Annotated in this window: 26 protein-coding genes; 19 read left to right on the top strand and 7 right to left on the bottom strand. The window is 60.5% G+C overall.

Translation table 11 applies throughout. The features are described 5' to 3' along the window. Window positions 1-77: 77 nt before the first annotated feature. Complete coding sequence (locus HPQ64_RS08315; protein ID WP_172887883.1) at window positions 78-1,604, bottom strand: anti-phage dCTP deaminase; 1,527 nt, start codon at window positions 1,602-1,604, stop codon at window positions 78-80. Between the two features lie 853 nt (window positions 1,605-2,457). Here HPQ64_RS08315 and HPQ64_RS08310 point away from each other — a divergent pair. Beyond that, window positions 2,458-2,745 carry a GIY-YIG nuclease family protein gene (locus HPQ64_RS08310; protein WP_172888574.1) on the top strand — a complete coding sequence of 96 codons (288 nt, stop codon included), beginning with the start codon at window positions 2,458-2,460 and terminating at the stop codon, window positions 2,743-2,745. Between the two features lie 153 nt (window positions 2,746-2,898). Here HPQ64_RS08310 and HPQ64_RS20595 read toward each other — a convergent pair whose 3' ends face one another. Beyond that, window positions 2,899-3,021: a hypothetical protein gene (locus HPQ64_RS20595; protein ID WP_281358256.1), complete on the bottom strand. Its 123-nt coding sequence runs from the start codon at window positions 3,019-3,021 to the stop codon at window positions 2,899-2,901. 328 nt (window positions 3,022-3,349) lie between these two features. Between HPQ64_RS20595 and HPQ64_RS08305 the strand changes: the two genes are divergently transcribed. The 4 genes from HPQ64_RS08305 to HPQ64_RS08290 all read left to right on the top strand — a co-directional run bounded on the left by HPQ64_RS08305 (window position 3,350) and on the right by HPQ64_RS08290 (window position 7,441). Further along, on the top strand, window positions 3,350-4,480 hold the full coding sequence (locus tag HPQ64_RS08305) for an anhydro-N-acetylmuramic acid kinase (protein ID WP_172887882.1): 1,131 nt from the start codon (window positions 3,350-3,352) through the stop codon (window positions 4,478-4,480). Between the two features lie 4 nt (window positions 4,481-4,484). Further along, on the top strand, window positions 4,485-4,850 hold the full coding sequence (locus tag HPQ64_RS08300) for a DUF6665 family protein (RefSeq protein WP_172887881.1): 366 nt from the start codon (window positions 4,485-4,487) through the stop codon (window positions 4,848-4,850). 182 nt (window positions 4,851-5,032) lie between these two features. Beyond that, complete coding sequence (locus HPQ64_RS08295) at window positions 5,033-6,043, top strand: DUF1402 family protein (RefSeq protein WP_172887880.1); 1,011 nt, start codon at window positions 5,033-5,035, stop codon at window positions 6,041-6,043. A 489-nt stretch (window positions 6,044-6,532) separates the two neighbouring features. Next, window positions 6,533-7,441 carry a LysR substrate-binding domain-containing protein gene (locus HPQ64_RS08290; RefSeq protein ID WP_172887879.1) on the top strand — a complete coding sequence of 303 codons (909 nt, stop codon included), beginning with the start codon at window positions 6,533-6,535 and terminating at the stop codon, window positions 7,439-7,441. 80 nt (window positions 7,442-7,521) lie between these two features. Here HPQ64_RS08290 and HPQ64_RS08285 read toward each other — a convergent pair whose 3' ends face one another. Together HPQ64_RS08285 and HPQ64_RS08280 are read right to left on the bottom strand one after the other, a co-directional pair. Further along, on the bottom strand, window positions 7,522-7,797 hold the full coding sequence (locus tag HPQ64_RS08285) for a hypothetical protein (RefSeq protein WP_172887878.1): 276 nt from the start codon (window positions 7,795-7,797) through the stop codon (window positions 7,522-7,524). A 116-nt stretch (window positions 7,798-7,913) separates the two neighbouring features. Continuing rightward, window positions 7,914-8,570 carry an MBL fold metallo-hydrolase gene (locus tag HPQ64_RS08280; protein ID WP_210260133.1) on the bottom strand — a complete coding sequence of 219 codons (657 nt, stop codon included), beginning with the start codon at window positions 8,568-8,570 and terminating at the stop codon, window positions 7,914-7,916. Between the two features lie 505 nt (window positions 8,571-9,075). On the opposite strand from HPQ64_RS08280, the gene HPQ64_RS20590 reads away from it, so the two are divergent. The 6 genes from HPQ64_RS20590 (at window position 9,076) to HPQ64_RS08250 (ending at window position 13,652) form a co-directional block, all read left to right on the top strand. Next, complete coding sequence (locus HPQ64_RS20590) at window positions 9,076-9,891, top strand: cold-shock protein (RefSeq protein WP_343035951.1); 816 nt, start codon at window positions 9,076-9,078, stop codon at window positions 9,889-9,891. A 131-nt stretch (window positions 9,892-10,022) separates the two neighbouring features. Beyond that, window positions 10,023-10,547, top strand: a complete 525-nt coding sequence (locus HPQ64_RS08270) for a GNAT family N-acetyltransferase (RefSeq protein ID WP_172887877.1) — start codon at window positions 10,023-10,025, stop codon at window positions 10,545-10,547. Beyond that, window positions 10,544-11,392: a 23S rRNA (adenine(2030)-N(6))-methyltransferase RlmJ gene (locus HPQ64_RS08265; protein ID WP_172887876.1), complete on the top strand. Its 849-nt coding sequence runs from the start codon at window positions 10,544-10,546 to the stop codon at window positions 11,390-11,392. The genes HPQ64_RS08270 and HPQ64_RS08265 overlap by 4 nt, the downstream gene beginning before the upstream one ends. Before the next feature lie 114 nt (window positions 11,393-11,506). Next, a complete protein-coding gene (locus HPQ64_RS20200) occupies window positions 11,507-11,971 on the top strand; it encodes a hypothetical protein (RefSeq protein WP_210260132.1) in 465 nt (154 codons plus the stop codon). A 14-nt stretch (window positions 11,972-11,985) separates the two neighbouring features. Beyond that, window positions 11,986-12,627, top strand: a complete 642-nt coding sequence (locus HPQ64_RS08255) for a ribonuclease T2 family protein (RefSeq protein WP_246270375.1) — start codon at window positions 11,986-11,988, stop codon at window positions 12,625-12,627. Then, window positions 12,624-13,652, top strand: coding sequence for a DUF1176 domain-containing protein (locus HPQ64_RS08250; protein WP_172887874.1), 1,029 nt, complete (start codon window positions 12,624-12,626; stop codon window positions 13,650-13,652). Before HPQ64_RS08255 ends, HPQ64_RS08250 begins: the two co-directional genes overlap by 4 nt. 14 nt (window positions 13,653-13,666) lie before the next feature. Here HPQ64_RS08250 and HPQ64_RS08245 read toward each other — a convergent pair whose 3' ends face one another. Further along, complete coding sequence (locus HPQ64_RS08245) at window positions 13,667-13,921, bottom strand: hypothetical protein (RefSeq protein ID WP_172887873.1); 255 nt, start codon at window positions 13,919-13,921, stop codon at window positions 13,667-13,669. Between the two features lie 331 nt (window positions 13,922-14,252). Here HPQ64_RS08245 and HPQ64_RS08240 point away from each other — a divergent pair, with 331 nt between their 5' ends. Further along, entirely contained in the window at window positions 14,253-14,870 is a 618-nt protein-coding gene (locus tag HPQ64_RS08240; RefSeq protein ID WP_172887872.1) for a glutathione S-transferase family protein, read from the top strand. 111 nt (window positions 14,871-14,981) lie between these two features. Here HPQ64_RS08240 and HPQ64_RS08235 read toward each other — a convergent pair whose 3' ends face one another. Further along, on the bottom strand, window positions 14,982-15,788 hold the full coding sequence (locus HPQ64_RS08235; RefSeq protein ID WP_172887871.1) for a phosphate/phosphite/phosphonate ABC transporter substrate-binding protein: 807 nt from the start codon (window positions 15,786-15,788) through the stop codon (window positions 14,982-14,984). A gap of 225 nt (window positions 15,789-16,013) precedes the next feature. Here HPQ64_RS08235 and HPQ64_RS08230 point away from each other — a divergent pair, with 225 nt between their 5' ends. The 3 genes from HPQ64_RS08230 to HPQ64_RS08220 all read left to right on the top strand — a co-directional run bounded on the left by HPQ64_RS08230 (window position 16,014) and on the right by HPQ64_RS08220 (window position 18,110). Next, entirely contained in the window at window positions 16,014-16,925 is a 912-nt protein-coding gene (locus HPQ64_RS08230; RefSeq protein WP_172887870.1) for a DMT family transporter, read from the top strand. A 131-nt stretch (window positions 16,926-17,056) separates the two neighbouring features. Next, window positions 17,057-17,545, top strand: a complete 489-nt coding sequence (locus HPQ64_RS08225) for an HPP family protein (RefSeq protein WP_172887869.1) — start codon at window positions 17,057-17,059, stop codon at window positions 17,543-17,545. A 31-nt stretch (window positions 17,546-17,576) separates the two neighbouring features. Next, a complete protein-coding gene (locus tag HPQ64_RS08220) occupies window positions 17,577-18,110 on the top strand; it encodes an LmrA/YxaF family transcription factor (RefSeq protein ID WP_172888570.1) in 534 nt (177 codons plus the stop codon). A gap of 49 nt (window positions 18,111-18,159) precedes the next feature. Here the strand turns inward: HPQ64_RS08220 and HPQ64_RS08215 are convergent, their stop codons facing one another. Continuing rightward, on the bottom strand, window positions 18,160-18,831 hold the full coding sequence (locus HPQ64_RS08215) for an outer membrane protein (RefSeq protein ID WP_172887868.1): 672 nt from the start codon (window positions 18,829-18,831) through the stop codon (window positions 18,160-18,162). A 461-nt stretch (window positions 18,832-19,292) separates the two neighbouring features. Between HPQ64_RS08215 and HPQ64_RS08210 the strand changes: the two genes are divergently transcribed. The 4 genes from HPQ64_RS08210 to HPQ64_RS08195 all read left to right on the top strand — a co-directional run bounded on the left by HPQ64_RS08210 (window position 19,293) and on the right by HPQ64_RS08195 (window position 24,922). Then, on the top strand, window positions 19,293-20,342 hold the full coding sequence (locus HPQ64_RS08210; protein WP_172887867.1) for a calcium/sodium antiporter: 1,050 nt from the start codon (window positions 19,293-19,295) through the stop codon (window positions 20,340-20,342). Between the two features lie 62 nt (window positions 20,343-20,404). After that, on the top strand, window positions 20,405-21,181 hold the full coding sequence (locus HPQ64_RS08205; RefSeq protein WP_172887866.1) for an SDR family oxidoreductase: 777 nt from the start codon (window positions 20,405-20,407) through the stop codon (window positions 21,179-21,181). Further along, a complete protein-coding gene (uvrC, locus tag HPQ64_RS08200; protein WP_172887865.1) occupies window positions 21,178-23,214 on the top strand; it encodes an excinuclease ABC subunit UvrC in 2,037 nt (678 codons plus the stop codon). The genes HPQ64_RS08205 and uvrC overlap by 4 nt, the downstream gene beginning before the upstream one ends. A 139-nt stretch (window positions 23,215-23,353) precedes the next feature. After that, a complete protein-coding gene (locus tag HPQ64_RS08195; protein ID WP_172887864.1) occupies window positions 23,354-24,922 on the top strand; it encodes a tetratricopeptide repeat-containing sulfotransferase family protein in 1,569 nt (522 codons plus the stop codon). Window positions 24,923-24,963: the final 41 nt, after the last annotated feature.

The raw sequence follows: 24,963 nt of genomic DNA, 5'->3' as shown, positions 1-24,963 counted from the left end.
GGCTCCGAGGAGGAGAAAGGGCACAGGGGCAGGCCGAAGAAGACGGGGAGAGCGGGGAGGTGAATTCCGATGTAATTCTACACTTCTGCATTTCTTATTGTCTTCCAAGCGGCTCTGAGATTATTGAGAATAAAAACTTCATATTCTGAGTAGTTTGGCGTTTTTATGTTTATATTTGGCCTCTTATGATTATTGATATATGACTCCAAAATACCGTCATCATTTTTGCGCTTACTTCTTTCGAATAACTCTCTGTATCTTCTAGGAGTTACACCATAAAAATGTAAAAACTCCACCATCGGATACTCGCTATATTCGCCTCTATCTTCTCCCTCAAAAGATATTGAATCTGTGTGCAAATTAACCGACAAACTTTTTGGATAAGGCTCTAGAAAATATACCTTCTTAATTCCGGAAGATACGATGTGCCTTGCGCACATATGACAGGGAAAAGTCGTACAATAAAGGATGGAATCTTTTAGCTCTCTCCCCAATCTAGCGGCATCTGAGATTGCCGCCATCTCCGCATGTATAATTCGCCCATATTCTAAGGCATCCATAATTTGTAAATCCTGTACTTTTTTTGATTTTACTAATTCTTCAATATTTTCATTCGGCAATATGGCCTTTAATACCTCGCGAACAATCTCCACCTTTCTAATATAATTGGTGTCTTTTTTTCTTTTATAGTCCCTGTCATCAATCTTTCCGTCAGACTCCCAGTATGTTCCACCCAGCGCTTTAGGGACCTCATTTGAACCAAGACAAATTATTTCTCCATTGGCGGAGAATATTGCCGCCCCAACCTGACGTGACAGATCAAGAGTCCTAAGAGCTGCAGCCTTAGCTGCAAACATTCCATACTCCAGTTTACTTGGAGAAATTACATTTGATGAAAATAGTAACTCACAAAATCGTTCGACTTGCGATGAGACCTCAGGCTCAGCAATATCTGAATTAATTATTAAATCTGCATCATGGAAAATTTTTCCTACCTTTTGGCCAAATTTATCACGTTCATTTTCGTCAATAGAAACAAGCTCTTCTGCCATAGATCTAAAATCAGTAATATTTGCCGATCCGCGACTCTCAGCAATCCTTCGTGAGAGGTAATCGACCCTCGCCCCTCTACGAGAATATACTGAGACTTGAAAGAAATTTTCTCTATAAACAGACCTAAATAATTCAACCTCTTCCTGGCGTTTAAACTGCCTAATTAGGTAGACCGTCTTTGTAAAATCATCAATTTTTCTCCTATCCTTTTTCCTTTTTCTTTTTATTTCATCTCTATTTGAAACAATCTCGAATATCGCGGCGGATGCCAATATAGCATTATCGTTAAATTTTCTCCTAAGCTGATTTCCATAAGCAATATGAGTTTGATAACGTTTCTCAAATGATGAATTACTAAGTTTTTCTATTGGTGGAATTAGGTCCGCATATTCTTCAAAATGATCTGTGATTCTAATTTTTACGACATCATAATCGCAAGAAGAGAAATATGCTTCAAAAGCAGAAATGGTTTCATCAAGATCAACACCGATTGGCGCAACGAAACCAATAAATATTTCTGGAAATTCCATGTTTGTAAGTAAATCGTTCATTTTCCCTCCAAATTTTATGTGAATTCAATAGATACGTCACTAGATTTCATATTAACGATAGGTTCATATTATGTTAATAATCTGATTCTGGGAGGATTGGAGCTATGCACAGTTTAAAGGGCGCTGTCCGTATGAACGATAGGATAGACACAAAGATTAATCGCTTGATTAAGCGACAGAACGCATCCTATTCCAATTGGCAGTCTACTCAAATAGAAAGAAGCCAAAAGAAGCTTTCGCAGCATACAAATGAAAGCCGCGACAAGATAAAAAAATAAAACACGTGGCATCGAATATTCTCGTTTGGGGTAGGCCTTCCGCTCTAATAAGTGAATTGTTCCGATTCAATGCTTATTGGGAATCCACCCATGCAACCACGGTTCCGCGCACTACTTGATACTACCAGTCAAGCCCGGATGACAGGTGCGATACGGCGATAGCGGTGCGCGACAGGTGCCATACTGGCCCGCGTGCCCGCGCGAGCGGCTCCCCGATCAGGTCGAGGACAGGCGGCAATGACGGGGGAGAGGCGGTGCGCTCTAGCTCCGAATATCTTGCCGAAACTTCTCAATTCGTCATGCCCGGTACCCGGATCAAATCCGGGCAAGACCCGGGCACCCATGCAGCTTCCGCGTGTTTGGTGAGCGTTTTATGGGTCGCCGGGTCAAGCCTCCCCGATCAGGTCGGGGACAGGCGGCGATGACGGAGGAGAGGACACAGCGTGTGGAGGGAGGCCCCGCCACGAACCACGCAGCGATGGAGATTGAACCGATAGCCCCTCAATTCGTCATGCCCGGTACCCGGATCAAGTCCGGGCATGACCCGGGCACCCAATCAGCAGTTGCATCCGCTTATGGAAGGGTGGGCTTACATTACCGCTTCGAAGCGGAACGGGACGCTGTACACCGGGGTGACGAACGACCTTTCCCGCCGCCGCATCCATGAACACCGAAACCAACTGACGCCCGGCTTCACCAGCCGCTACGGCGTCGTCCAGCTTGTCTGGTACGAACGCCACGAGACGATGCCGCTTGCCATCCAGCGCGAGAAAAACATCAAGCATTGGCCGAGACGGTGGAAGATCGACCTGATCCGAGCGATGAACCCGGAATGGCGCGATCTCTATGAGGAGTTGGCCTGACGCCATTGCCCATGGATCGCCGGGTCTGGGCCCGCTGCTGTGCAATAATGCGCGGGCAAAGCCCGCATCAGATATCTGGGCCCCGGATCGGCGCGCGGCTTCGCCTCACTGGTCCGGGGTGACGTTCTTCGTGACGTCGAGGTTGTGCCGCCCTCAAAAAGCAAACAGCCGTGCGGCGGTGATCATCGCTTCGGCTTCCGCCGTCATGCTGATCGCGCCCAAAAGCGCGCCGAAAAGAAGGGTGAGGCCGATCTGGTCCGCAAGGCTCGAAGTCATAACATCCACTCCACGCAATAGTGTACCGTTCGCCGGAAATGCGTCCGGCGGCAGAAGAATCCGGTTTTCGAAGTGCTCTATGGCGGTGCCCCCCGCCACATTTTTCAGGCGATCAGCTTTTCCGCATCCCGGCGATATAACCGGCGCGGGCTGATCTGTGTTTAATGAATTGCTAACGCATCGCGCGGCAGTTGCAAACAATTTGATAGATTAACGATTAATGCAACCTGCCGTCGGGAAATGCGATAAAACCGTTGACGGAACATGCGCGCTTGCCCGCGCTGGTCACGCCGCTATTCTCCCAGCCAGCATGAACAGGGAGACGCCTATGAACCCGGTTTGGGCGGTCGGGCTGATGACCGGCACGGTGCTGGACGGCAACATCGACATCGCCATGATCCGCACCGACGGCGAGGAAATCGCCGAATTCGGGCCGTGGCGACTTGCGCCCTATCCGCCGGACCTCGCCCCCGTTCTGCGCGAGGCGATGAGCACCGCAGCCGCCTGGAACTTCGAGGGGCCGGAACCGGCGATATTCGCTGAAGCCGAGGCCATGCTGACGCGCGCGCAAGGCGAAGCCGTCAACACCTTCCTGAAGGACGAGGGCATTCCCGCCCGCGACATCGCCGCGATCGGCTTTCACGGGCAGACGGTGCTGCACCGTGCGCCATCGCATGAGCAAAAAGGCGCGACGCGCCAGCTCGGCGACGGGGCGCTGATGGCGGAGATCACCGGCATCGACACGGTTTACGATTTCCGCTCGGCCGATGTGGCGGCAGGGGGACAGGGCGCGCCGCTGGCGCCGATCTATCACGCGGCCCTCCTCAAGAAGGCGGGCGCGAAACCCGGCTCGGCGGTGCTGAACCTCGGCGGCGTCGCCAACATCACATGGTGGGGCGGAGCCGAGAAGCTGGCGGCATTCGACACCGGACCCGCCAATGCGCCGATCAACGACTGGGTGGCGAAACACGGCGCCGGCCCATACGACGAAGACGGCCGGCTGGCGGCAGCGGGCACAGTGGACGAGGCCCGGCTTGCCCGGCTCCTCCAGCACCCTTACCTGAGCGCGCCTTACCCCAAGTCCCTAGACCGCAACGGCTTCACCGCCGCAATGGCCGACGGGCTGACGCTGGAAGACGGGGCGGCGACGCTGACCGCCTTTTCCGCCGCCGCCGTGGGCAAGGGCCTCGACATCCTTCCCCGCCGGCCCGAGCGGGTGATCGTCAGCGGCGGGGGGCGCAAGAACCCGGCCTTCATGGCGGCCCTCAGGGAACGCGCGAAGGTGGAGCCCGTGATGGCGGAGGACGCGGGACTTCGCGGCGACGCCGTGGAGGCGGAATGCTTCGCCTTCCTGGCGGTGCGCGCGCTTCGCGGCCTGCCGATCAGCTTTCCCGAAACGACGGGCGCGCCGCAGCCCATGACGGGCGGCAGGACCGCCCGCGCCAACGAGGAACGGTAGGACGATGTCCGTCAGACCGCCGCGACAGTTCACGGCTTCCGAGAAAGACCCTCTGGCGAAGGCGCTGGAACAGGAGGTGATGAGCGAGAAGGCCGATACGCTCGCCCGCCTGATGACCAAGCTGGAAAAGGCTCTGGCAAGGCTCGCCGCACACGAGGAGCGCATCGCGCAAGCGCAGGCCGCGAACGCCGAACCGCCCGACCCGGCCCGGCGGCAAAGGCTGATCGCGGAAGCCGGCGAGGCGCTGTGGCATGTCATCATCCAGCGCGAACTTTGCGGCCTGCACCGCCACGACGGGCTGATGCGCGAGATGAGCGTGCCTAAGCGCGTGCGCCTGAGCATGGGGCCGGCCTCGCTCCGGAATGCGTGAACGATGCCGGGTAACGAGAAATTTGACGGGGCATGTCCCCTTCGACCAATTCCATCGCTTCGCAAAAATCGCTAGTTTTTGCGAATCGTCCGACCGTGAACCCATGGCGGATGTGTCGCCCTTGCACTAGCGTCATTTTTCGAAAAGAGATATCCCGCGTTCGCTTCCCTCTGGAGAGATCGATGCCGACCGATGCCCCGTCGATTGCGAACCGCTTCACGAGAGCGCCCGCCGTCTTCCGGCTGATTGCGCTCGGCGCGTTCGTATTTGCGGCAGCACCGCTTCCCGCCCCGGCTGTGGCATTCGCGGCGATGCAGGTGGTGCCGGAGGGAAACCGAAGTGCGGAGCAACCGGAAATCCCCTTCGCATCGGCAAGGCGCACGGCGGCGAGCCGCTCCAGCTACGACGCGAAATTCGACAGGGTGATTGGCGTATTGCGCCGCGACACCCGGCTGATCCGCGACATCAAGCAGGTTTCGGCGCAATACGGCATCGACCCGGTGCATATGCTGGGCGCGATCATCGGCGAACATACCTATAATTACGACAGCCTGGACAGCGCGCAGTCCTACTACGTCAAGGCGCTGAGCTATGCCGGCATCCGTCTCGACTTCGAGTACCGCGGCGAGAACGTGGAGGAATTTGTCGCAAGGCCCGCGTTCGATTCCTGCCGCGCCAGGAGACGGGACAGCAACCACCTGTGGACCTGCTACGAGCGGCTTTGGGAGCAGGTCTTTCGCAACAAGCGGGTAAACGGGGTGCGCTATCCCGACAAGAACTTCAACGAGACATTCTTCCAGCCGCTTTTCGCCGGCCAGAGCTTCGGCCTTGGCCAGCTCTCGCCACTGACGGTGCTGAAGATGTCGGACGCGGTGTCGCGCACCAGCGGCTTCGAAAAGCTGTCCCCGCGCGATGCCAACGAGATCTACCGTTCGACGATGGATCCGAACCGTTCGCTCCACTACATGGCGGCGGTGATAAGGGATGCGATCCAGGCCTATAAATCGGTCGCGAAGGTGGATATTTCGAAAAACCCCGGCATAACGGCGACGCTTTACAACCTTGGCGATCCATGGGCGCGGGCATCAAACTTCCGCCGGCAGAAAGCCGCCGGCAAGGTGACGTGGCCCCAGGAAAACTACTACGGCTGGCTCGTCAACGCGCGGCTCGACACGCTTCGAAGCCTGCTTTGATCCCTCATCTTTCAATGATGTGAAACGCATGCTCACAGCACGGGCGGACGTGCGAACAAATCGTTCTCGCATCGCCTGCGGATAAACTTTCGCCCGCACCCAGTCCTTCCCAGATAGGAAGGGTTCGGCCACCTTGCCGGCGGGGCCGACCTTGCGAATCTGCCGTTTTCATCCCCCAGGCCGTAACCGATATCCTCAAGCAAATGCGGCGACGTATCCGCAAGACGCTGAAGATCGGCAAGACGTTTATGCCGACACGCGCGCCGCGCTGCGGAGCGTTGAAATTTCCTGATTACGGCAACAAGCCACGCGGCTGTTGAAAGCGCAGGGCCCGCCGTCTGACGAGGGCATGTCGCATCGGCTTTCATTTAGGCCTCCGTTGACATAACGACATTCGGAAGCGTTTTAATTATGGGCAACGCAAACGCGTTTCAAACCAAGATATCTGTCAGGATGGATCAGGTTTCATGATCCATTAAAGGAGGATCGTTGAGGCTGCCTCCCCTCAATTCGTTACGCGCCTTCGAGGCGGCGGCCCGCCACCGCGGCTATGTTGGTGCCGCGGAAGAACTTCACGTGACGCGCGGGGCGGTGAGCCGGCATGTCAAGCTCCTGGAAGAACACCTTGGCGTCGCGCTGTTCAAGAGACTGCCGAAGGGCCTGGAGTTGACCGAACACGGCCGGAAGTTCCTTCCTGTCCTGACGGAGGCTTTCGGCTGGATCGCCGAGGAAGCGCGACGCATTTCGCGCAGCGGCGCGGATCTGCGCATCATCTGCCCGCCGACGTTCTCCATTCGCTGGCTCATCCCCAAGCTCGACCGATTCCGCATCGAATATCCGGACATCCACATACGGCTGACGACGGATTTCTATGGCGAGGCGGGCTTCGACGCGAGCGAATACGACCTTGGTTTCGCCATGGACAACAGGCGCAAGCGGCCCGCCGACATCCGCTCGCTGCCGCTGTTGCCGACCGCCCTTTCACCGGCCTGCGCACCGCGATTCCTTCGCGAGCATGGACCCTTCGACAAGCCATCGGACCTTGCCGGCAAAAAGCTTCTTCACGAAAGCCCGAAGCATGAAGACTGGAAAGCGTGGCTGACGCACTTCAAGGTGGAAGGGGTCGACCCGGAAAGCGGCGATGCCTTTCCAAACCTCGACATGGCGGTGAAAGCGGCCGTGATGGGCACCGGCATCGTGATGGGCGACCTGATGCTTTGCCAGGAAGAGATCAGGGCCGGAACGCTCGTCATGCCGTTTCAGGACATGAAATGCGAAACGGACGGATGGCTTTGCCTGATCGGACGCGATGACAAATGGAGCGACCCGATGGTGGAAGCCTTCAGGGACTGGATTTTTGAAGAATCCGCGAAAGACGTCGCGGATTTTGCAATGTGATGGGGCATTTTGACGGGGCGTCGTGACGGGCGCGGGCGGACATGCCGCCGGCGCGGACCGTCATGGAGAGGCTGCCGCGTTCATTCGAACCAGCAGACTTCCTTGTTCACGTAGATGCGCTCGCCCGTCTGAGGGTCGCGGGTGGGCGTCGGCAGGATGTTGCAGACGCGAAAGCGCGTCTGGAAGCCCGAGCGCCCGCCCTTGATGTAAGGCCCGCCGCGCGCTTCGGAACGCTCAAGATCGCGGAGCGTGGCGGAACGGTCCCAATAGTCGCTGCCGGCGAAAGCCTGGCCGGCCGGCCCGACAACCACGGCGGAAAGCACTGCAACGGCAACGGCGGAACGAATGCGTTTCATCGTCTTGTCTCCCTCGTTCAAGAACGCGGCGATTGCGCGCCCTCTACGCCCTTTAATTAGGACGGAAGGAGAAAGACGGGTGTAACCGGCATCACAATTCGGGCGAATGGGTGTTTTTACTTCAGGAAGGAATTTGTTTGCCGCTCGTGCCCGAACGTCGAGCCTGGACCGTGCCCCGGCAGGAAGGCGACATCATCGCCCAGCGGCAAGAGCTTTTCCTTAATCGAGCGGATGAGCGTGTCGTGATCGCCGCCCGGTAGGTCGGTGCGCCCGACGGACCCCGCAAAGAGAACGTCGCCGGAAATCGCGAAACGAAGGTCACGCTCGAAATAAACGAGATGGCCGGGCGAATGCCCCGGACAATGGAGAACCTCGAACGTGCGGCCGGCGAAGTCTATCGTGTCGCCCTCTTTCAGCCATTTGTCCGGCTCGACCGGCTTTGCCCCTTCAAGGCCGAAACTTGCGGCCTGATCCGCAACGCGGGCAATCAGCTGGCGGTCGTCCTCATGCGGGCCTTCGACCGGTACGCCCAGCGCCGCCGCTAGATCCGCAGCCCCGCCGACATGGTCGATATGTCCATGGGTGAGCACGATCTTTTCCACCTTGACGCCGTACTGCGAGATGACCTTGCGAATGGCATCCACATCGCCGCCTGGATCGACCACCGCGCCCGCCTTCGTCTGGCGGTCGAAAACGACAGAACAGTTCTGCTGAAAGGGCGTGACGGGGATGACGGCGATCTGGATCGGCGGTTCGGCGGGGGCAGCACTCATGGACCGGCTCCTTATTTGGTCGAAGGAAACGGCCTATAGCTTCCCCGAACCGGTGACAACCGGCACACTTTCAATTGACCGCAAACGATGCAAATGCGAACAAATGCGGCACTTCGGGCCGGCTTGGCCGCCGGAAAGTGACGTTGGGGATAATTCAGGTCCGTTTTTTACGTATCTTCATAAATTAACGCTGAGTTTCGCTTGCGAAAAAGCCTGTGGAAATCTTATGATGCCGCGCGGTCGTTCACCGACCGGCGATCCGGCATGGCCTGCCTGTATGCGGGCACAATCCGGAGTTTGTCGGGGTGATCGACGCCAGGGGCCAAGAGGCCCGAACCGGAAGACAAGCGCGGTCCAGGCGGGGAATGGCCCCTGCGGCACGTTGCAACTTCCGGACGATAAATCGGATCGCGTCGGGGGTGTCGCAAATTCAGGTGGCACAAAGTGTTCGGTGCGTTTCGGCCATTTAAATCGGCAAGACAGGCGGGCCGGCGAGCAAAGGACAATGCGGCTCCGCTCCAGCAGGGTGATCGGCAAGATGGATGACGGGAATTCGGACCGCCGTTCGCGCGGCCGCCGCGGCGGCAAGCGTGAATTTGGAGGCCCGCAGGATTATTTCGGCGACTTCGGCGGACAAGACTTCGGAAACCGCGATTTCAGCGGCGGCAACGACAGATACGGCAACCGCGACGCAGGACGCGGCGGCTACAACAACGAGCGTGACGACCGTGGCGGCGGCTATGGCGGGCAACGCGGCGGCGGCTACGGCGGCCAGCGGAGCGGCGGTTACGGCGGCCAGCGTGGCGGTGGAGACCGTGGCGGATATGGCGGCGGCGGCGACCGTGGTGGATACGGCGGCGGCGGCGACCGTGGTGGATACGGCGGCGGCGGCGACCGTGGTGGATACGGCGGCAGCGGAGACCGTGGAGGCCCGGGCGGCGGCGGATATGGCAGCCCGCGCGGTGGCGGCGGCTTCGGCGGGCCACGCGGCGAAGGAGGCTATCAGGACCGGGGCCCGCGCGGACCGAGAGCGCCAGTGGAACGCGGACCGCGCCAGCCCGGCACGGTCAAGTTCTTCAAGGCGGATAAGGGCTTCGGCTTCATCACGCCCGATGAGGGCGATGCGGATGTGTTCGTGCATATTTCGGCGGTCGAACGCTCCGGCCTTACCACGCTCGACAGCGGCCAGCGGGTGACCTTCGAGACGGAGCCGGACCGGCGCGGCAAGGGACCCAAGGCCGTCGACCTCAAGCTTGAGGATGCGCCCGAACCGTCCGGCGATGACGACGACCAGCCGGGCGACAGCGGCTTCGACGACTGAAGCGGCAACGCACCAGCCGAAATGAAAGAAGCGGCGGCCTGGCTCCAAGGTCCGCCGCTTTTTTGTTTTGACGCCAGACACCCGACTGGCTAGGTCATGATTTCATACGAAAATCTGCATGACCGAGACATATGAGCATCCGACCCGCCGAACCCCGCGACATCGAAAACCTGATCGCCATCAACGAGGCCGCCGTGCCGGCCGTGAACAGCCTGGAGGCGGCGGAACTCGCCAGGCTCATCGCCATGTCCGCAAGGACGCTCGTGAGCGAGCGCAATGAAAAGCCGGCCGGCTTCGTGCTTTGCCTGGATGAAACGGCGGACTACGACAGCCGCAATTTCCTGTGGCTCAAGCGAAATTTCGAGCGGTTCTTCTACGTCGACAGGATCGCCGTATCGCCGGAGGCGCGCGGTCTCGGCCTCGGTGAAAAGCTCTATGACGCGCTTGTCGGGGAAACTTCGGCCGATGGCACATGCGCCGGCGCGCCGCTGACCTGCGAGGTCAACGAACGCCCGCCCAACCCCGGCTCGCTGCGCTTTCACAAACGTCTGGGCTTTCTGGAAGTCGGGCGGCAGGACCTTGGCGACAAGGCCGTGGTCTATCTCGCGCGCGAGCTAATCCCGGCCCGCACCGCCACTGAAACGGAAAACGCGTGAACTACCGCCACATCTACCACGCGGGCAACATCGGCGACGTGCTCAAGCATATCGCCCTTGCCCTCGTCATCGACTATCTGAAACGAAAGCCGGCCGCGTTCCGCGTGATCGACACGCATGCGGGGCTGGGCCTTTACGACCTTTCAAGCGACGAGGCGCAAAAAACCGGCGAATGGCGGCGCGGCGTTGGCCGCGTTCTGGAAGCGGAAATGCCGGAAACGGTGCGCGGCGTGCTTGCGCCCTGGCTGGAGGCGATATCCTCGGTGAACCAGGGCGGGCCGCTTATGTGTTATCCCGGATCGCCCGAGATTGCCCGGCGCCTGATCCGGCGTCAGGACCGGCTGACGCTGACCGAACTGCACGCCCGCGACTTCGAAACGCTTTCAGCCCTTTACGCGGGCGATATCCAGGTCAAGACGATCGAGCTTGATGGCTGGCTTGCGCTGAAAAGCTTCCTGCCGCCAAAGGAAAGGCGCGGGCTCGTCATCATCGACCCCGCATTCGAAGACGCCCGGGAGTTCGAAACGCTCGGCCGGGGGCTCATCGAGGGATGGAAACGCTGGTCGAGCGGGATTTTTCTCGCCTGGTATCCGGTCAAGGACAGGAGGGCCGTCGACCGGCTCCACGCAACGCTTCGCGACAGCGGAATGCGAGACGTCCTTTCGCTTGAACTTTCAGCCGGGCGGCCGGCGAGCGACAAACCGATGATTTCGAGCGGCCTCGTGATCGTCAATCCGCCCTGGACTTTCGCGGAAAACATGCGATCGGCCTTGCCGTTTCTCAGCAAAACCCTGCGTGAGGGACCGGGTTCGGCATGGAAATGCGTATCGATTGTGGACGAATAGCAACAACAATCGCGAAATATTCGGCGCGCCTGCGCGCGCGGGTTGACCCTTCATCATGCTTACCGCATCGTCAGATCAAGGAAAATCCGCCCATGCGCGCCGGAGTGAACAGACATGTCCGCGATTGCCAGAGTAACCCTTGCCGCCGCACTTGCCGCTGGCCTTGCAATGCCAGCGGGCGCGAACGGAAACTACCCCGGCGCCGGCGACAGTCCGGACCATGTCTATTTCTCCAGGAACAAGGAACCGCGAGTTCCCGACTGCCTCGATACGTCCGTGCAGAAGGCGGTGTCGCGCAGGGTGGCGCGCGCCTACCCCGGCTATTACGACGGCCGCACGATCATGAACCTCGACCGTGTGGTCGAAACGGGCTACCAGATCGGCAACCCGAGCCCGCTTGCGCGGCGCTACTGCGAAGGCCACGCCACGCTGAGCGACGGCAACATCCACCGCGTCTACTACAAGGTGGTCGAGCATCAGGGCTTCGTCGGCATCCGATGGAACGTGGAAGCCTGCCTTGCCGGCCTCGACCGCTGGCGCGTCTACGACGGAAACTGCAGGACCGTGCGCCCGCAGTGATCCGGGCGCGGGACTTGTTACGTCTGCCCGTCCTGCTTCTGACGGCGTTTCTTCTTTCGGCCGGAACTGCTGCGGCCGAGCGCGCGGGCGAATTCGATTTCTACGTGCTGGCGCTGTCATGGTCGCCGACCTATTGCGCGAGCGCCGGGCGCGGCGGCGACCCAATGCAGTGCCGGGCGGCCAAGCCTTACCGCTTCATCGTGCATGGCCTGTGGCCGCAGCACGAACGCGGCTACCCGGCGTTCTGCCGCGCCGGACCGAGGGACGCGCCGCGCGGCGCGGTCGATTCCATTCTCGACATCATGCCAAGCCGGGGCCTTGCCCGCCACGAATGGCGCAAGCACGGCACCTGCTCCGGCCTCACGCCTTACGCCTACTTTGAGACGACGCGGGCAGCCTTCGAGCGGGTGAAAATCCCGCCCGCCTTCAACTCCGTCGCCGACGGAAACCGGATGACGCCCGACGCGGTGGAAACGGCCTTCAGGCTTGCCAATCCCGGCTTGCGGGACAATGCGATCGCCGTCGATTGCGCGAACGGCCGGCTCAAGGAGGTGCGTATCTGCCTGACGCGGGACCTTGCCTTCCGCTCCTGCCCCGCAATCGACCGGCGCGGCTGCCGGGCGTCGAATATTTTCGTTCCGGCGCCAGGCCGATGAGCGCCATCGCAAGCTGGGGTACGGTGGCAATTCTTCTGTGGGCGGGAGCCGCCTTTGCTGCGGAACCGGTGTCGGGGCAGTTCCGGGACTGGAAACTCGACTGCGACGGAACGAACGCCTGCACCGCGTTCACGCTAAGCGGCGAAAAGGCGAACGGCCGCCCGCTCTACCGCCTGCGGATCAAGCGCGGCCCGCCGCCGGACGAGACATTCGCACTTTCCTTCGACGTCAACGGCGAACGCCCCGACCACCTCCGCAAGCAGCAATGGCGGATCGACGAGCATGGCCCGCGCGTCCTCGGAGAAGCGGGCCTGGGCAATTTCGGGCATGAAAACGCTTTCTTCGTGACCGGCGAAGACCAACGAACGACCCTTCTTCCGGAGCTGAACCAGGGAGAGCGGCTGAGGATCTCCTACATCGACGCGCTCGGCGCGCCGCATGAGGCAAGTTTTTCCCTTTTCGGCCTGAGCGCGGCGCTCGAAAAGATGAACGATGTGCAGGGCGCGCGCGGCGAAGACATCGAGGCGCCCGAGGACGAAGACCCTGTCGCGCCCCCTTCCCGGGCGGAAATGGTTGAGACGCTCGGCATTCCGCACCCCGTATTGGAGGCCCACCGGCTCACATCCAGCTGCGAGGATCCGCAAAGCGAGAACATGGGCCAGGCTGCACCGGTCATCGCCGTCTTGTCGCAGACGTCCACGCTTTATGCGATTCCCTGCACGCGCGGGGCGGGGCGGACGACCTACCGTCTTTACCTGCGTGATTCAGGAGAGATCGGCGGGTTGGAAACGCTTTATTTCGCGCTTTACGACCCACGGTTCGGCTGGCTTGGCACGGATATTCTTGATGGCGTGAAATTCGACGAGGAGGAAGGAACGCTCAACGCCGTCGCACAAAGGCGGTCCGACAGGCACTGCGGCTACCGGGCGAAATGGAAATGGCGGGACTACGCGTTTCGGCTTGTCGAATTTCAGGCGCCGCGAACATGCGCTGACAGCGCCCGGCTGGAGCGGATCTACCCCTGAAGACCAGGCTAGCACTACTTTGGCATACTGTCGGAAAGTTTGTCCTTCACATTATCGCTGGCGCGAACAATAGCCGTCCTGGGATCGCCCAGGCCCAGATCTCCGCCGAAAACGGCAAGATCCACGGCATGGTGAAAGCCGGCGAAAGGTGCATCAAGAGCCTTCGGCCGCAAGGATCCCGCCATCGGCGACCCATAGGCATAGACCACAACCACGAGCACGCCCGCCTTGGCCGTCGCCTTCATCAGCAATTTCACCGCATCACGCATTCCAGGCACTCCCATCGGAGGTACGGTGCATCCACCCGTAAAAATACGCGTTACCATTTGGGGACATCTTGAAGAATAAGTCCTACACACCTATTAAATTGGCAAATACATATTTTATAAAATTTAAATGAATACTAGAAAATTACAAGAAAGCATCAAACATTCAATATTCCAGTGAAAGGCAGACGCAGACTTGCGCATTCGCCGCGGATCGGTGCAGATATGCCCCAGGGCCTAGAGCCCAGAGCGCTTTTCACGAAGGCAAAGTCGCTTCCGTGAAAAGAAATCGATCCAAAATCAATGTCTTGAGCTTTTTTCAACGGAGCCATCAATGCCTGTCCTTCGCTCGTCTCCCGCCTCCCCCTTCGGCCGCCAGATCAAGATCGCGGCAAGCGTGCTTGGGCTTTCCGATAAGATCACCGTGGAAATGACGGACACGAACGATCCGGGCGACACAATCCGCAAGCAGAACCCGCTCGGCAAGATTCCCGCGCTCGTTCTGGACAATGGCGATGTCCTCTACGACAGCCGGGTGATCCTCGACTATCTGAACGAACTGGACGGGGGAAACCGCCTGATCCCCGCGAAGGGCGAAGAACGCTACAAGACACTGACGCTGCTGGCGCTGGCAAACGGCCTGATGGACGCAGCGCTGCTCCAGGTTTACGAAGGCCGCTTCCGGGAAGAGGCCGAGCGCAGCGAAAAATGGCTTTCCTATCAGGCGGAAAAGGTCAGCCGCGCCCTTGCCGTCCTGGAAGCCCTGCCGCCGGCGACCGTTTCGCCCGGGGATGTGCCTGACGCCGCCCGGATCGCAGTTGCCTGCGCGCTCGGCTATCTGGACCTGCGCTTCGAAGGAAAATGGCGCGATAGCTACCCCACCCTCGTCAAATGGCTGGACGATTTCGCCGCCGCCATTCCCGCCTTCGAACAGACCCGGATGAAGAGCTAGAGCGCGTCTTGTTTGACCGGAATCACCGGACGCGCTCTATCTATTTGATAGTTCGCATGTCCTTGTCCCAAAACCGGTTCCCACTTTTGGGGGACATGCTCTAAGGGAAGATCAGCAAAGTTCGGCATAGCCGAGGCGTTGCGCCTCGGCGAGCCTTGCCGATATCACATCGTAATCCGCTTCGGAGAATGGCACGAAGCCGGTCAGCAACAACGCTTCCTTCGTCCCGCGATCAAGACCGCCAATACCCTCGGCCACAGCCTCGGCGATGCGGCGAAGCTCATCAGCCGGCCTCAATGCGGTGATGAACGGCAGACCCGGCGTCGGGTACGTGCGCAAAAGCACCCTCAGGCGTGACGCCGAAGGCTCATGCCGCTTCGCCAGTTCCCAGCTTACAGCATCCACCGCCGCGATATCCGCCTTGCCTTGCGCCACCGCACGAACGGAAGCGCGATGGGAACCTGTGGCCAGCGCTTCGGCAAAAAACCTCCCCCCGCGCGCAAACGGCGCAACCGCCGCGAGCATCGCCGCATGGCCGGATTGCGAGCCTTCCATATTATAGGCAACCCGCCGCCCGCGCAGGCCGCCAAGGCCACCCGCCGGATCGTCAGCGCGAACAACCAGCGCGCTGCAATATTCCCCCGGCCCACAATCCTCCAGCGCATAGGCCGGGGCGCCGACGAGCGACACACGCCCCTTGAGCCGGCTTACGAACGGCAGGCCACAAGTCTGACCGATAAGAAGGTGCGGATCGGCCCATGCCGCCTGCGCATCGATTTCCCGGCAAAGGCCCGATGGCGAATCGAAGTCCGCGTCGCGCAGTTCATGCGCAAGCGCCTGCCAAAGCCGGTCCGTCTCGGCGCGAACTTCAGGCCAGTCGTACATGGGCAAAACGGCAAGCGTGGTGTTGGCAGGCATGGTCGGTCGGCTTTCCATCGGAATCGGCCATCGAAATCGGTTCGCTCGGAAAGCATACAGAAAACGTGCCCACGCGAAATCTCGTCCGCGACATCATTCCGGGAAGAGGCGAAACGGCCGGCTTCGAACGCACCGGAGCGCCGCAGATCACTGATTCGTGCATGGCTTGTGAGAGGACCAAAGCCTGCGCGGCATGCGATAGCTCGTTAAATTTCAAGGTGTTTCATGTCTCGGCAATCGCAACGCGCATATACTGAAATCGGCCTCCTGGTACTGCTGTCCTTCCTGTGGGGATCGTCGTTCACGCTCATCGAATTCGCCATCGACACGATCCCGCCTGCGACGATGGTTTTCGGCAGGCTTTCCATCGGCGCTTCACTCTTGATGCTCATGGCATTCTGGAGCGGAGCGGCCTTTCCAAGATCACCCTCCCGTTGGGGACACTTGCTGGTCCAGGGGATATTGCAGAGCGCATTGCCCTTCACGCTGATAAGCTGGGGCCAACAGCATATCGACAGCGGCCTTGCGGGGCTTTTGAACACCACGCCGCCGCTGTTCGTGTTCCTGATCGGATTTTTCCTGCTGAAAGACCGCTCCGCCGGATTGCAGCAATTCGCCGGCATCCTACTCGGCTTCGCAGGCGTTCTCGTCATAATGGGGCCCGCGGCCCTGGCGGGAGAGGAAAGCTCCGTAGCCGGCCAACTGGCCGTTATCGGCGCGAGCCTCAGCTATGCGACGGCCGCTCTTTACGCTAGGCGGTTTTCCGACCAGTCGCCCGTGGTGACCGCGGCCTGCTCCATGACATTCGCCGCCCTCGTGATGCTGCCCCTTTCGGCCTGGGCCGACGACCCCCTGAGCCTCTCTCCGCCGATATCCTCCGTTGCCGCGGTCATCGGCCTTGGCGTCTTTTCAACCGCACTTGCCATGACGATCTACTTCCGCCTCGTGCGCACGCTTGGCCCCCTTGGCGTTGCCACGGGAGGATATATGAGGGCCGCCTTCAGCGTCCTGCTCGGTGCGCTGCTTCTTGGCGAGGCGCTCACCGGCACGTTGCTTCTGGGCCTTGTGACGATCTTTGCGGGCGTCGCGATCGTCACCGGATTCGTGAAGTTGCCGGCGCGAAAAACCGCCGCCTGACGGATCCGGCCGCCGCGCGGCACCTGACGGGAGACGAGGTGCGCGCAACCTCTCGAAAACGTGTCTTGTCCGGATTTCGACGAAACTTTACCGATCGGTACAGTTTATACCGATCGGTAAAAAGGACCGTCATGCTTTCGTTCTTTACCAGGCTCCAACCACATCCGACCGCCAGATCCGTCGCACTCGCCGGCCTTGGCGGGCTCATCGCCATCGCAGGGCTTGCCCTTCTCACCGACACGACGCAGCTGTCGCTGATGATGGCGCCCTTCGGCGCGAGCTGCGTACTGCTTTTCTCCGTGCCGAACAGCCCGCTTTCCCAGCCCGCCAACGTAATCGGTGGGCATGCCCTTTCGGCTTTGATCGGCCTGGCGCTCCGCACCCTCTTGCCCGATGTCTGGTGGGCGGCGGGTCTTACGGTCGGCATCGCGATTGCCGCCATGGCGGCGCTGCGCATTACCCACCCCCCCGCCGGAGCGAACCCGCTCGTCATTTTCGCGGCCGACCCCGAAATCGGCTATCTTCTGACGCCCGTGCTTTCGGGAGCCGGCATTCTCGTGGCCGGAGCGACCATCTTTCACCGGCTGAGCGGCACGCCCTATCCGATGAGGAAAACCTGATGTCACGGATCATCGCCGAAGGGCGGACGTCATTCCCGCCCTTGGCGAGATCTTCCGCCGTTACGGCTATGAAGGAGCCAGCATCGCGCGCATCACCGAAGAAACCGGCCTTGGCAAGGGCAGCCTCTACAACTTCTTTCCCGGCGGAAAAGAGGAAATGACGGAAGCCGTGCTGGCCGACATTCATCGATGGTTCGAGGAAAACATCTACCGCCCGCTGGAAACGCAGGAGCCGGACGCCGCAATCCGGCAAATGTTCGAGGGCGTGTCGGCCTACTTCCAGTCGGGCCGGCGCATCTGCCTCGTCGGCGCCCTCGCGCTGGAGGAAACGCGCAACCGCTTTTCAGCCGAGGTAGCGCATTATTTCCACCGATGGCTCGAAGCGCTTTCGGCCTACTTCCGGCGCAAGGGCGCATTGCCCGCGCAGGCAAAGGAAATCGCAAGCTATATGATTGCCGGAATTCAAGGCGCCATCATCATGGCGCGCGCCACAAACGACGTGTCGCAATTCCCGGCGATCCTCAAGATGCTGGAAGCGAACTGCGACAAGTCATGCCGCGCATGAAAAAAGACCCGCCGGAAAGGCGGGCCTTGAAGGATAACCGTCACGTGGCTCAGAACTTGTAGGCCATGCCGAAGCGGACGATGTTGTTCGTATAATCGGTGTTGACCGTCGTGCCACCCACCGTGAAGTCCTCGTCGCCGAAGTCCTGATAAAGGTATTCGACGCGCGCGGTGATGTTGTTGGTGATCGCACCTTCGACGCCGCCGCCCGCCGTCCAGCCGACTTTCGTGGTGTCGTCGCTCTGGCCGGCATAACTTGTCGAAAGGTCGGCGATCGCCATACCGCCGGCGCCGTAGATCATGAACCGGTCGAAAACGAAGCCCGCGCGGGCACGGATGTTGCTGTTCCAGTCGCTGCTGGTCCGCAGCCTGATGCCGGCGGCAGTGGACGATTCATCAAGGTTCGACAGCGAAAAATCGCCTTCGAGGCCGAGCACGAAATTGTCGTTGAACTGATAGTTGTAGCCGCCGTAAACGCCGCCCGTCACGCCATTGGCGTCGGTGTTGACGCTGAAGGGAACGGGAGCGGAATTGTCGAACTGGGCCCAGGCCCAACCGAGCTGGCCGCCGAAGTAAAAACCGGTCCAGAAGAACCGGGCCGCCGGGACGGGTTCCTTGTAGACCGGCTCCGCGACGGGCTGCGGGAGGTCAGCCGCGAGGACAGGCCCGGATACGGCCGAGGCCATGACCAACGCTACGCCGGTCAAAAAGATACGCTTCATTACCTGTTTCTCCACAATCAAACTGACGCGTGAAGTTGCGGCGGGCATGATGCCTTACCGCAGCAGGGGCCTGAACCGATGGATTCCAGGTGGACCTTTCGCCTCAACGAGCGAAAACCGGCCTGAATCCACGGATTCAGACCCCTTACACATCTGTTGTCGCTGAAAATTATGGCTGCATCGCAGGTGAATTATGGATTTTCAGTGACATTTCCACGCGTGCTCGATCAGGGTTAACGGCCGGATGACGCTGCGGGAAACCGAAACGCGGCACCATCGGCCCCGGAACATGGGGTTTTCCGGCACGAAGGAATGCTTATATACGGTCCGTTGATCGGAACGACCCATGCGCAGAATGCGGCCGCCATCTGGACAGGCCGCTTCTTTCGTTGCGCGCGGTGGCTTTCGAGCGCACAAGACACAAAAACCCAGAAGATTCCAACGCACCGGCCGCACGTTCCATGCTCATCGAATATGTCAGCCTTCTCGGAGGCCTCGTCGTGCTCATCGTCGCCGGTGATGTGCTTGTGCGGGGCTCGGTCGGCATCGCGGAACGGCTCGGCATCCCTTCCCTCATCATCGGGCTCACCATCGTCGCCTTCGGGACGTCGGCTCCGGAGCTCGTTATTTCGCTCGACGCGGCGCTGAACGGCCTTCCGGGTATCGCAGTGGGCAATGTCGTAGGCTCCAACGTCGCCAATGTGCTGCTGGTGCTCGGCCTGCCCGCGCTGGTGGCGGCCACTTCATGCCAGGAAAAAGGCGCGCTGCGAAACGCCGTCTTCATGACCGGTGTCAGCATCATCTTCGTCTTTATCTGCTTCACCGGCACGATCACACGCACGACAGGCGGCTTCCTCGTCATTCTGCTTGCGGTCTTCCTGGCGGATTCGGTGCTTGCGACGCGAAAGCACAAGCGCGAGAACCGCAAGGCGCGCCCCGCCCGCGACCTGAGCGCATCCGCCGTTGTCACAAGCAAGGAGGCAAGCGCGGACGCAAGAGACGAAGACGACGCCTGCACCGCCCCTTTCGAGGAAGTGGAGGGCGTGCCGGAGAACATCGCGCTGGCGGCCGTATTCGTCGTCCTCGGCCTTGTCGGGCTGCCGCTCGGCGCCCACTTCACGATCGAAGGCGCTTCGGCGCTGGCACGATCCTGGGGCGTGACGGAAGCCGTGATCGGCCTGACGGTCGTCGCCCTTGGCACTTCCCTGCCCGAACTTGCGACATCCCTCATGGCCGCGCTTCGCAACCATTCGGCGGTGGCGCTCGGCAATATCATCGGCTCCAACGTCTTCAACATTCTCGCCATCATGGGGATAACCGGCCTTGTGACGCCGGTGCGCATCCCGCCCGAAATCCTTTCCTTCGAACTTTGGGTGATGCTGGCCTGCGCGTTTCTGGTGCTGGCGCTCGCGGCATTGCGCACGACGCTTCGCCGCCCCGCCGGCATGGCACTGGTGACATTTTACGCAATTTACATGGCCACCAGCTTCGCTCTCGGACAGGCCGGCTGATCGAGCCCGCATCCCGTTACGTACGAATCATTTAGACTGTACGCCCGGCGGGACCCGAAAACATGCTCGGCAGACTCAGCGAAACCTCATCGAACGTTCTGGTGACAGGCGCCGGACGGCGCATCGGAGCGGCGATTGCGACGGATCTCGCGACAGCGGGCTTTGGCGTGGCGGTGCACGCGAACGCCGCCCTTGCCGAGGCAGAAGAAACCGCGGCCTCGATCCGCGCCTCCGGCGGGCGGGCCGCCGTCGTCACCGGCGACCTGACGAGCGCCCAGGGCCTTTCGCGGATCGTCAGCGATGCGGCGAGCGAAATCGGCCCACTGTCGATGCTGGTGAACAATGCCTCCATCTTCGAGCCCGACGAGATCGAAACGCTCGACATCGAACGCTTCGACCGGCATTTCGCGATCCACACGCGCGCGCCCGTTTTTCTCACGCAGGCGTTCGCCGAGCAACTTCCCGCGTCGGGAAACGGTCTGGTCGTCAACATCATCGACCAGAGAGTGTGGCGGCCAACGCCGAAATTCCTCTCCTACACGCTTTCCAAATCGGCACTCTGGTCGGCAACGCGCGTGCTGGCGCAAGGCCTTGCGCCGCGCATTCGCGTCAATGCCATCGGCCCCGGCCCCACCCTGGCCAATGCACGCCAAAGGGCCGAGGACTTCCGCCGCCAGCAGGAAGCCGTTCCGCTCCGCAAGGGGCCCGAATTGACGGAATTCGCGAACACGATCCTCTATCTCTGGCGCACACCCTCGATAACGGGGCAGATGATTGCGCTCGACGGTGGACAACATCTTGCGTGGGAGACGCCGGACGTCGTAGGCATCCGGGAATGAACAACACACCAATACCTTCCGCCGACAGGCCCGAAGCGGCCGAAGAAACCGGCGACTCACCGATCGGCCCGGTTCACTTCGAGGCCGCTCCCGCCCCGCGCGAGAGCGAGCTTTCCGGCGCGGAGGTGATTTCCCATTTCGTCAAGCACCTGCCGATGGGGCCGGGCGTCTACCGCATGCTCGACCGGGAGGGCGAGGTTCTTTACGTCGGCAAGGCGCGCTCGCTCAAAAAACGCGTGACGAGCTATACCCGCCTGCAGGGCCAGCCGAACCGGATCATGCGGATGATCCTGGCCACCGCTTCCATGGAATTCGTCACCACGAACACCGAGACGGAAGCCCTGCTTCTGGAGGCGAACCTCATCAAGCGGCTGCGGCCGCGTTTCAACGTGCTTTTGCGCGACGACAAGTCGTTTCCCTATATCCTGGTGACGGGGGATCACGAAGCGCCGGCGCTGGTCAAGCATCGCGGCGCGAGGCGGCGAAAGGGCAGCTATTTCGGCCCCTTCGCTTCCGCCGGCGCGGTCAACCGGACGATCAACGCGCTGCAAAAAGCCTTCCTGATCCGCAACTGCACGGACAGCTTCTACGCGAACCGCACGAGGCCCTGCCTTTTGCACCAGATCAAGCGGTGCGCCGCGCCCTGCACCGGGGAAATCTCGCTCGACGACTACGCCGGGCTGGTGGCGGAGGCGAAATCGTTTCTTTCCGGCAAGAGCCAGCTCATCAAGACCGAACTTGCCCGGCAGATGGAAAGCGCGGCGGAAAACCTCGACTATGAACAAGCCGCCGTCTACCGCGACCGCCTCGCAGCCCTTTCGCACGTTCAGTCGCACCAGGGCATAAACCCCCAGTCGGTGGAGGAAGCCGACGTCTTCGCCATCCACCAGGAAGGCGGGCAAAGCTGCATCCAGGTGTTCTTCTTCCGCACCGGCCAGAACTGGGGCAACCACGCGCATTTTCCCAAGGCCGACAAATCCATGGACGAGCGCGAGGTGCTGCAAAGTTTCCTCACGCAGTTCTATGACGACAAGCCCTGCCCGCGCCTTGTGCTGCTGTCGCACGACGTGGAGGAGCGCGAGCTTTTGTCTCTGGCGCTCAGCGAACGTTCCGGCCACCGGGTTGAGGTTGCCGTGCCTAAACGCGGAGAAAAGAAGGAACTGGCCGACTATGCGGCCAAGAACGCGCGCGAGGCGCTGGGGCGCAGGCTTGCCGAAACGTCTTCGCAGACCCGGCTTCTCAAGGGCGTCGGCGAGGTGTTCGGCCTCGATGCGCCGCCGCGCCGGATCGAGGTCTATGACAATTCGCACATCATGGGCACGAATGCCGTCGGTTGCATGATCGTGGCCGGGCGCGAGGGCTTCGCCAAGGCGCATTACCGCAAGTTCAACATCAAGTCAGAGGATCTTACGCCAGGCGACGACTACGGAATGATGCGCGAAGTGATGACGCGGCGTTTTTCGCGTCTTCTAAAGGAGCACGGCGAGGAGCGCCCCTCCGCAGCCAAGAGCGAGAGGCCTGCACAGGCCGGCGACACACCCGAGGCCACCGCCGATGTGGAGGAAAACGACAGCGCGGCGATTCCGGCGTGGCCCGACCTCGTCTTCATCGACGGGGGGCTGGGGCAACTCAACGCCGCGCGCGAGATCCTCAAGGAACTGGGGATCGAGGATGTGCCGCTCGTCGGCATCGCCAAGGGGCCGGACCGCGACGCGGGCCGCGAGAAGTTTTTCATGCCGGGCAAGGATTCCTTCATGCTGCCGGAGCGCGATCCGGTGCTTTATTTCGTGCAGCGCCTGCGCGACGAGGCGCATCGCTTCGCCATCGGAACCCACCGCGCCAGACGCAAGAAAGACATCGCCAAGAGCCCGCTGGATGAGATCGCCGGCATCGGGCCCACGCGAAAACGCGCGCTCTTGCGGCATTTCGGCACCGCCAAGGCCGTTTCCAAGGCCGGCATAGAAGACCTGATGGCCGTGCCGGGCATATCCGAGGCGGTTGCCAAGCTGATCTACGATCACTTCCACGAATAAAATTTTCTCCGCAGACCTGCCCTAATGCCGCCATCGAATTGCGGCATTCGGCTTGCGTCGGAGCGGTGATCTCCGTATTCCGTAAAGATCGATTTTCCGCGCGTTCCCCGCCGGGACAAAGACTGCTGAGGACATTGCCATGAATCCCGCGGCATTCGACCATGCCTTGGATCTCATCGAACAAAAGCGCTACAAGGAGGCTGAACCCATCCTCCTTGATCTGCACGACCGCGACCCGATGAACGCGCGGATCAACTTCTCGCTCGGGCTCGTTTATGACGACGCCGACGAAGTCGAGCTGAGCCTCGCCCATTTGCGCCGGGCCGCCGAAGTCGCCAAGAAGAAATCGATCGTCTTCGAAGAGCTTGCGCAGATCCTGATACGCGCCGGCGAATACGACGAGGCGCTGGAGGCGGCGCGAAAGGCCGTCAAGCTCGACCCGAACGTGGGCGCCAGCTACAAAGCGCTCGGCGATGCCTATGCCAAGCTGCAAAGGCCGGTTCTTGCCCGCCAGGCGCTCCAAAAGGCGATCAAGCTGGAACCCGAATTCCCGGGAGCCTATCTTGCGCTTCATCTGCTGGAAAAATCCCTCGGCGACAAGAAAAAGGCCCAGGAATACCTGGATAAGGCCAGGGACGTTTCTCCGAAAAACCCTTCGGTACTCTACCAAGAGGCCATCGCCGCCAAATACAAGGAAAAGCCGGAAAACCTCGACACGATCGAGGAAGTGCTTGGCGACGAGGAGAAGGAATTCAAGCGCAACCAGCGGGCCCATCTACATTATGCGGCGGCCAAGATCTACGACGATCTGGGCGAAATGGACGATGCCTTCCGCCATTTCGAAGCGGGCCGCAAGTTCCTCTATTCACCCTACAGTTCCAAGCGCAGGCGCTGGCAGATCGATGCCTTTAAGGAGTTCTTCAACAAGGAGTTCTTCGAGGCGCGAAGGGAAGTCGCGCTGGAAAGCGCGAAGCCGGTTTTCGTCTTCGGCATGCCGCGCTCGGGAACCACGCTGACAGAGCAGATCATAGGCCGCCACCCCAAGGCAGTGGGTGCAGGGGAGCTTACGTATTTTCACTCCGAAATGGTGAAATTGCGTGACGGCGCGAAGGTGACGCCGGAGTTTTTCAAGAACATCCTCGCCATGGACCCGAAGGCGTTCCGCCGGGCCGGCAAGGGCTATCTTTCGCTTCTCGATTCCATTGGCGGCAAGGCTGCCCGCGTCGTCGACAAGATGCCGCACAACTTCGAAAACCTCTGGATGATGGCGCTGCTTTTCCCGAACGCAAGCTTCATCCACCTGAACCGCAATCCGATCGACAACTGCATCTCGATCTACACGACACCGCTTCGCGACGGCCACAATTACGCCAGCAGCCAGAAGAACCTTGGCGAGTACTACTGCATGTACCGCGAGCTGATGGACCACTGGGTGGAAGTCCTGCCCGTCAAGATCCGCGAGCAATCCTACGAGGCGATGGTGGAGGATCAGGAGCGCGAAAGCCGGGCGCTGATCGACCACGTCGGCCTGCCGTGGGACGACGCCTGCCTTGAGTTCTACAAGGGCGACAGGCAGGTGACGACTTTCAGTATCGACCAGGTGCGCCGGCCGATCTACAAATCGTCCGTCAACCGCTGGAAACGCTACGAAGCCCAGGTCGGCGAGCTTGTCGAGGCGCTTGGCCCCTACGGCCCGAAAAAGGACTGAAGGCGCTCGCCACGTCGCCGTTGCCGGGTTCGTGAGGTTGC

The sequence above is a fragment of the Hongsoonwoonella zoysiae genome, from assembly GCF_013266695.1.
Lineage (GTDB): Bacteria > Pseudomonadota > Alphaproteobacteria > Rhizobiales > Stappiaceae > Hongsoonwoonella > Hongsoonwoonella zoysiae.
The sequence above is the reverse complement of the archived record's forward strand: the minus strand, read 5'-3'. Positions and strand labels throughout refer to the sequence as shown.

Excerpts from the sequence above, each read along its gene's own strand:
- HPQ64_RS08315 (WP_172887883.1), bottom strand. The coding sequence starts at position 1,604 with ATGAACGATTTACTTACAAACATGGAATTTCCAGAAATATTTATTGGT.
- HPQ64_RS08310 (WP_172888574.1), top strand. The coding sequence starts at position 2,458 with ATGGAAGGGTGGGCTTACATTACCGCTTCGAAGCGGAACGGGACGCTG.
- HPQ64_RS20595 (WP_281358256.1), bottom strand. The coding sequence starts at position 3,021 with ATGACTTCGAGCCTTGCGGACCAGATCGGCCTCACCCTTCTTTTCGGC.
- HPQ64_RS08305 (WP_172887882.1), top strand. The coding sequence starts at position 3,350 with ATGAACCCGGTTTGGGCGGTCGGGCTGATGACCGGCACGGTGCTGGAC.
- HPQ64_RS08300 (WP_172887881.1), top strand. The coding sequence starts at position 4,485 with ATGTCCGTCAGACCGCCGCGACAGTTCACGGCTTCCGAGAAAGACCCT.
- HPQ64_RS08295 (WP_172887880.1), top strand. The coding sequence starts at position 5,033 with ATGCCGACCGATGCCCCGTCGATTGCGAACCGCTTCACGAGAGCGCCC.
- HPQ64_RS08285 (WP_172887878.1), bottom strand. The coding sequence starts at position 7,797 with ATGAAACGCATTCGTTCCGCCGTTGCCGTTGCAGTGCTTTCCGCCGTG.
- HPQ64_RS08280 (WP_210260133.1), bottom strand. The coding sequence starts at position 8,570 with ATGAGTGCTGCCCCCGCCGAACCGCCGATCCAGATCGCCGTCATCCCC.
- HPQ64_RS20590 (WP_343035951.1), top strand. The coding sequence starts at position 9,076 with ATGCGGCTCCGCTCCAGCAGGGTGATCGGCAAGATGGATGACGGGAAT.
- HPQ64_RS08270 (WP_172887877.1), top strand. The coding sequence starts at position 10,023 with ATGAGCATCCGACCCGCCGAACCCCGCGACATCGAAAACCTGATCGCC.
- HPQ64_RS20200 (WP_210260132.1), top strand. The coding sequence starts at position 11,507 with ATGTCCGCGATTGCCAGAGTAACCCTTGCCGCCGCACTTGCCGCTGGC.
- HPQ64_RS08250 (WP_172887874.1), top strand. The coding sequence starts at position 12,624 with ATGAGCGCCATCGCAAGCTGGGGTACGGTGGCAATTCTTCTGTGGGCG.
- HPQ64_RS08245 (WP_172887873.1), bottom strand. The coding sequence starts at position 13,921 with ATGCGTGATGCGGTGAAATTGCTGATGAAGGCGACGGCCAAGGCGGGC.
- HPQ64_RS08240 (WP_172887872.1), top strand. The coding sequence starts at position 14,253 with ATGCCTGTCCTTCGCTCGTCTCCCGCCTCCCCCTTCGGCCGCCAGATC.
- HPQ64_RS08235 (WP_172887871.1), bottom strand. The coding sequence starts at position 15,788 with ATGCCTGCCAACACCACGCTTGCCGTTTTGCCCATGTACGACTGGCCT.
- HPQ64_RS08230 (WP_172887870.1), top strand. The coding sequence starts at position 16,014 with ATGTCTCGGCAATCGCAACGCGCATATACTGAAATCGGCCTCCTGGTA.
- HPQ64_RS08225 (WP_172887869.1), top strand. The coding sequence starts at position 17,057 with ATGCTTTCGTTCTTTACCAGGCTCCAACCACATCCGACCGCCAGATCC.
- HPQ64_RS08215 (WP_172887868.1), bottom strand. The coding sequence starts at position 18,831 with ATGAAGCGTATCTTTTTGACCGGCGTAGCGTTGGTCATGGCCTCGGCC.
- HPQ64_RS08210 (WP_172887867.1), top strand. The coding sequence starts at position 19,293 with ATGCTCATCGAATATGTCAGCCTTCTCGGAGGCCTCGTCGTGCTCATC.
- HPQ64_RS08205 (WP_172887866.1), top strand. The coding sequence starts at position 20,405 with ATGCTCGGCAGACTCAGCGAAACCTCATCGAACGTTCTGGTGACAGGC.
- uvrC (WP_172887865.1), top strand. The coding sequence starts at position 21,178 with ATGAACAACACACCAATACCTTCCGCCGACAGGCCCGAAGCGGCCGAA.
- HPQ64_RS08195 (WP_172887864.1), top strand. The coding sequence starts at position 23,354 with ATGAATCCCGCGGCATTCGACCATGCCTTGGATCTCATCGAACAAAAG.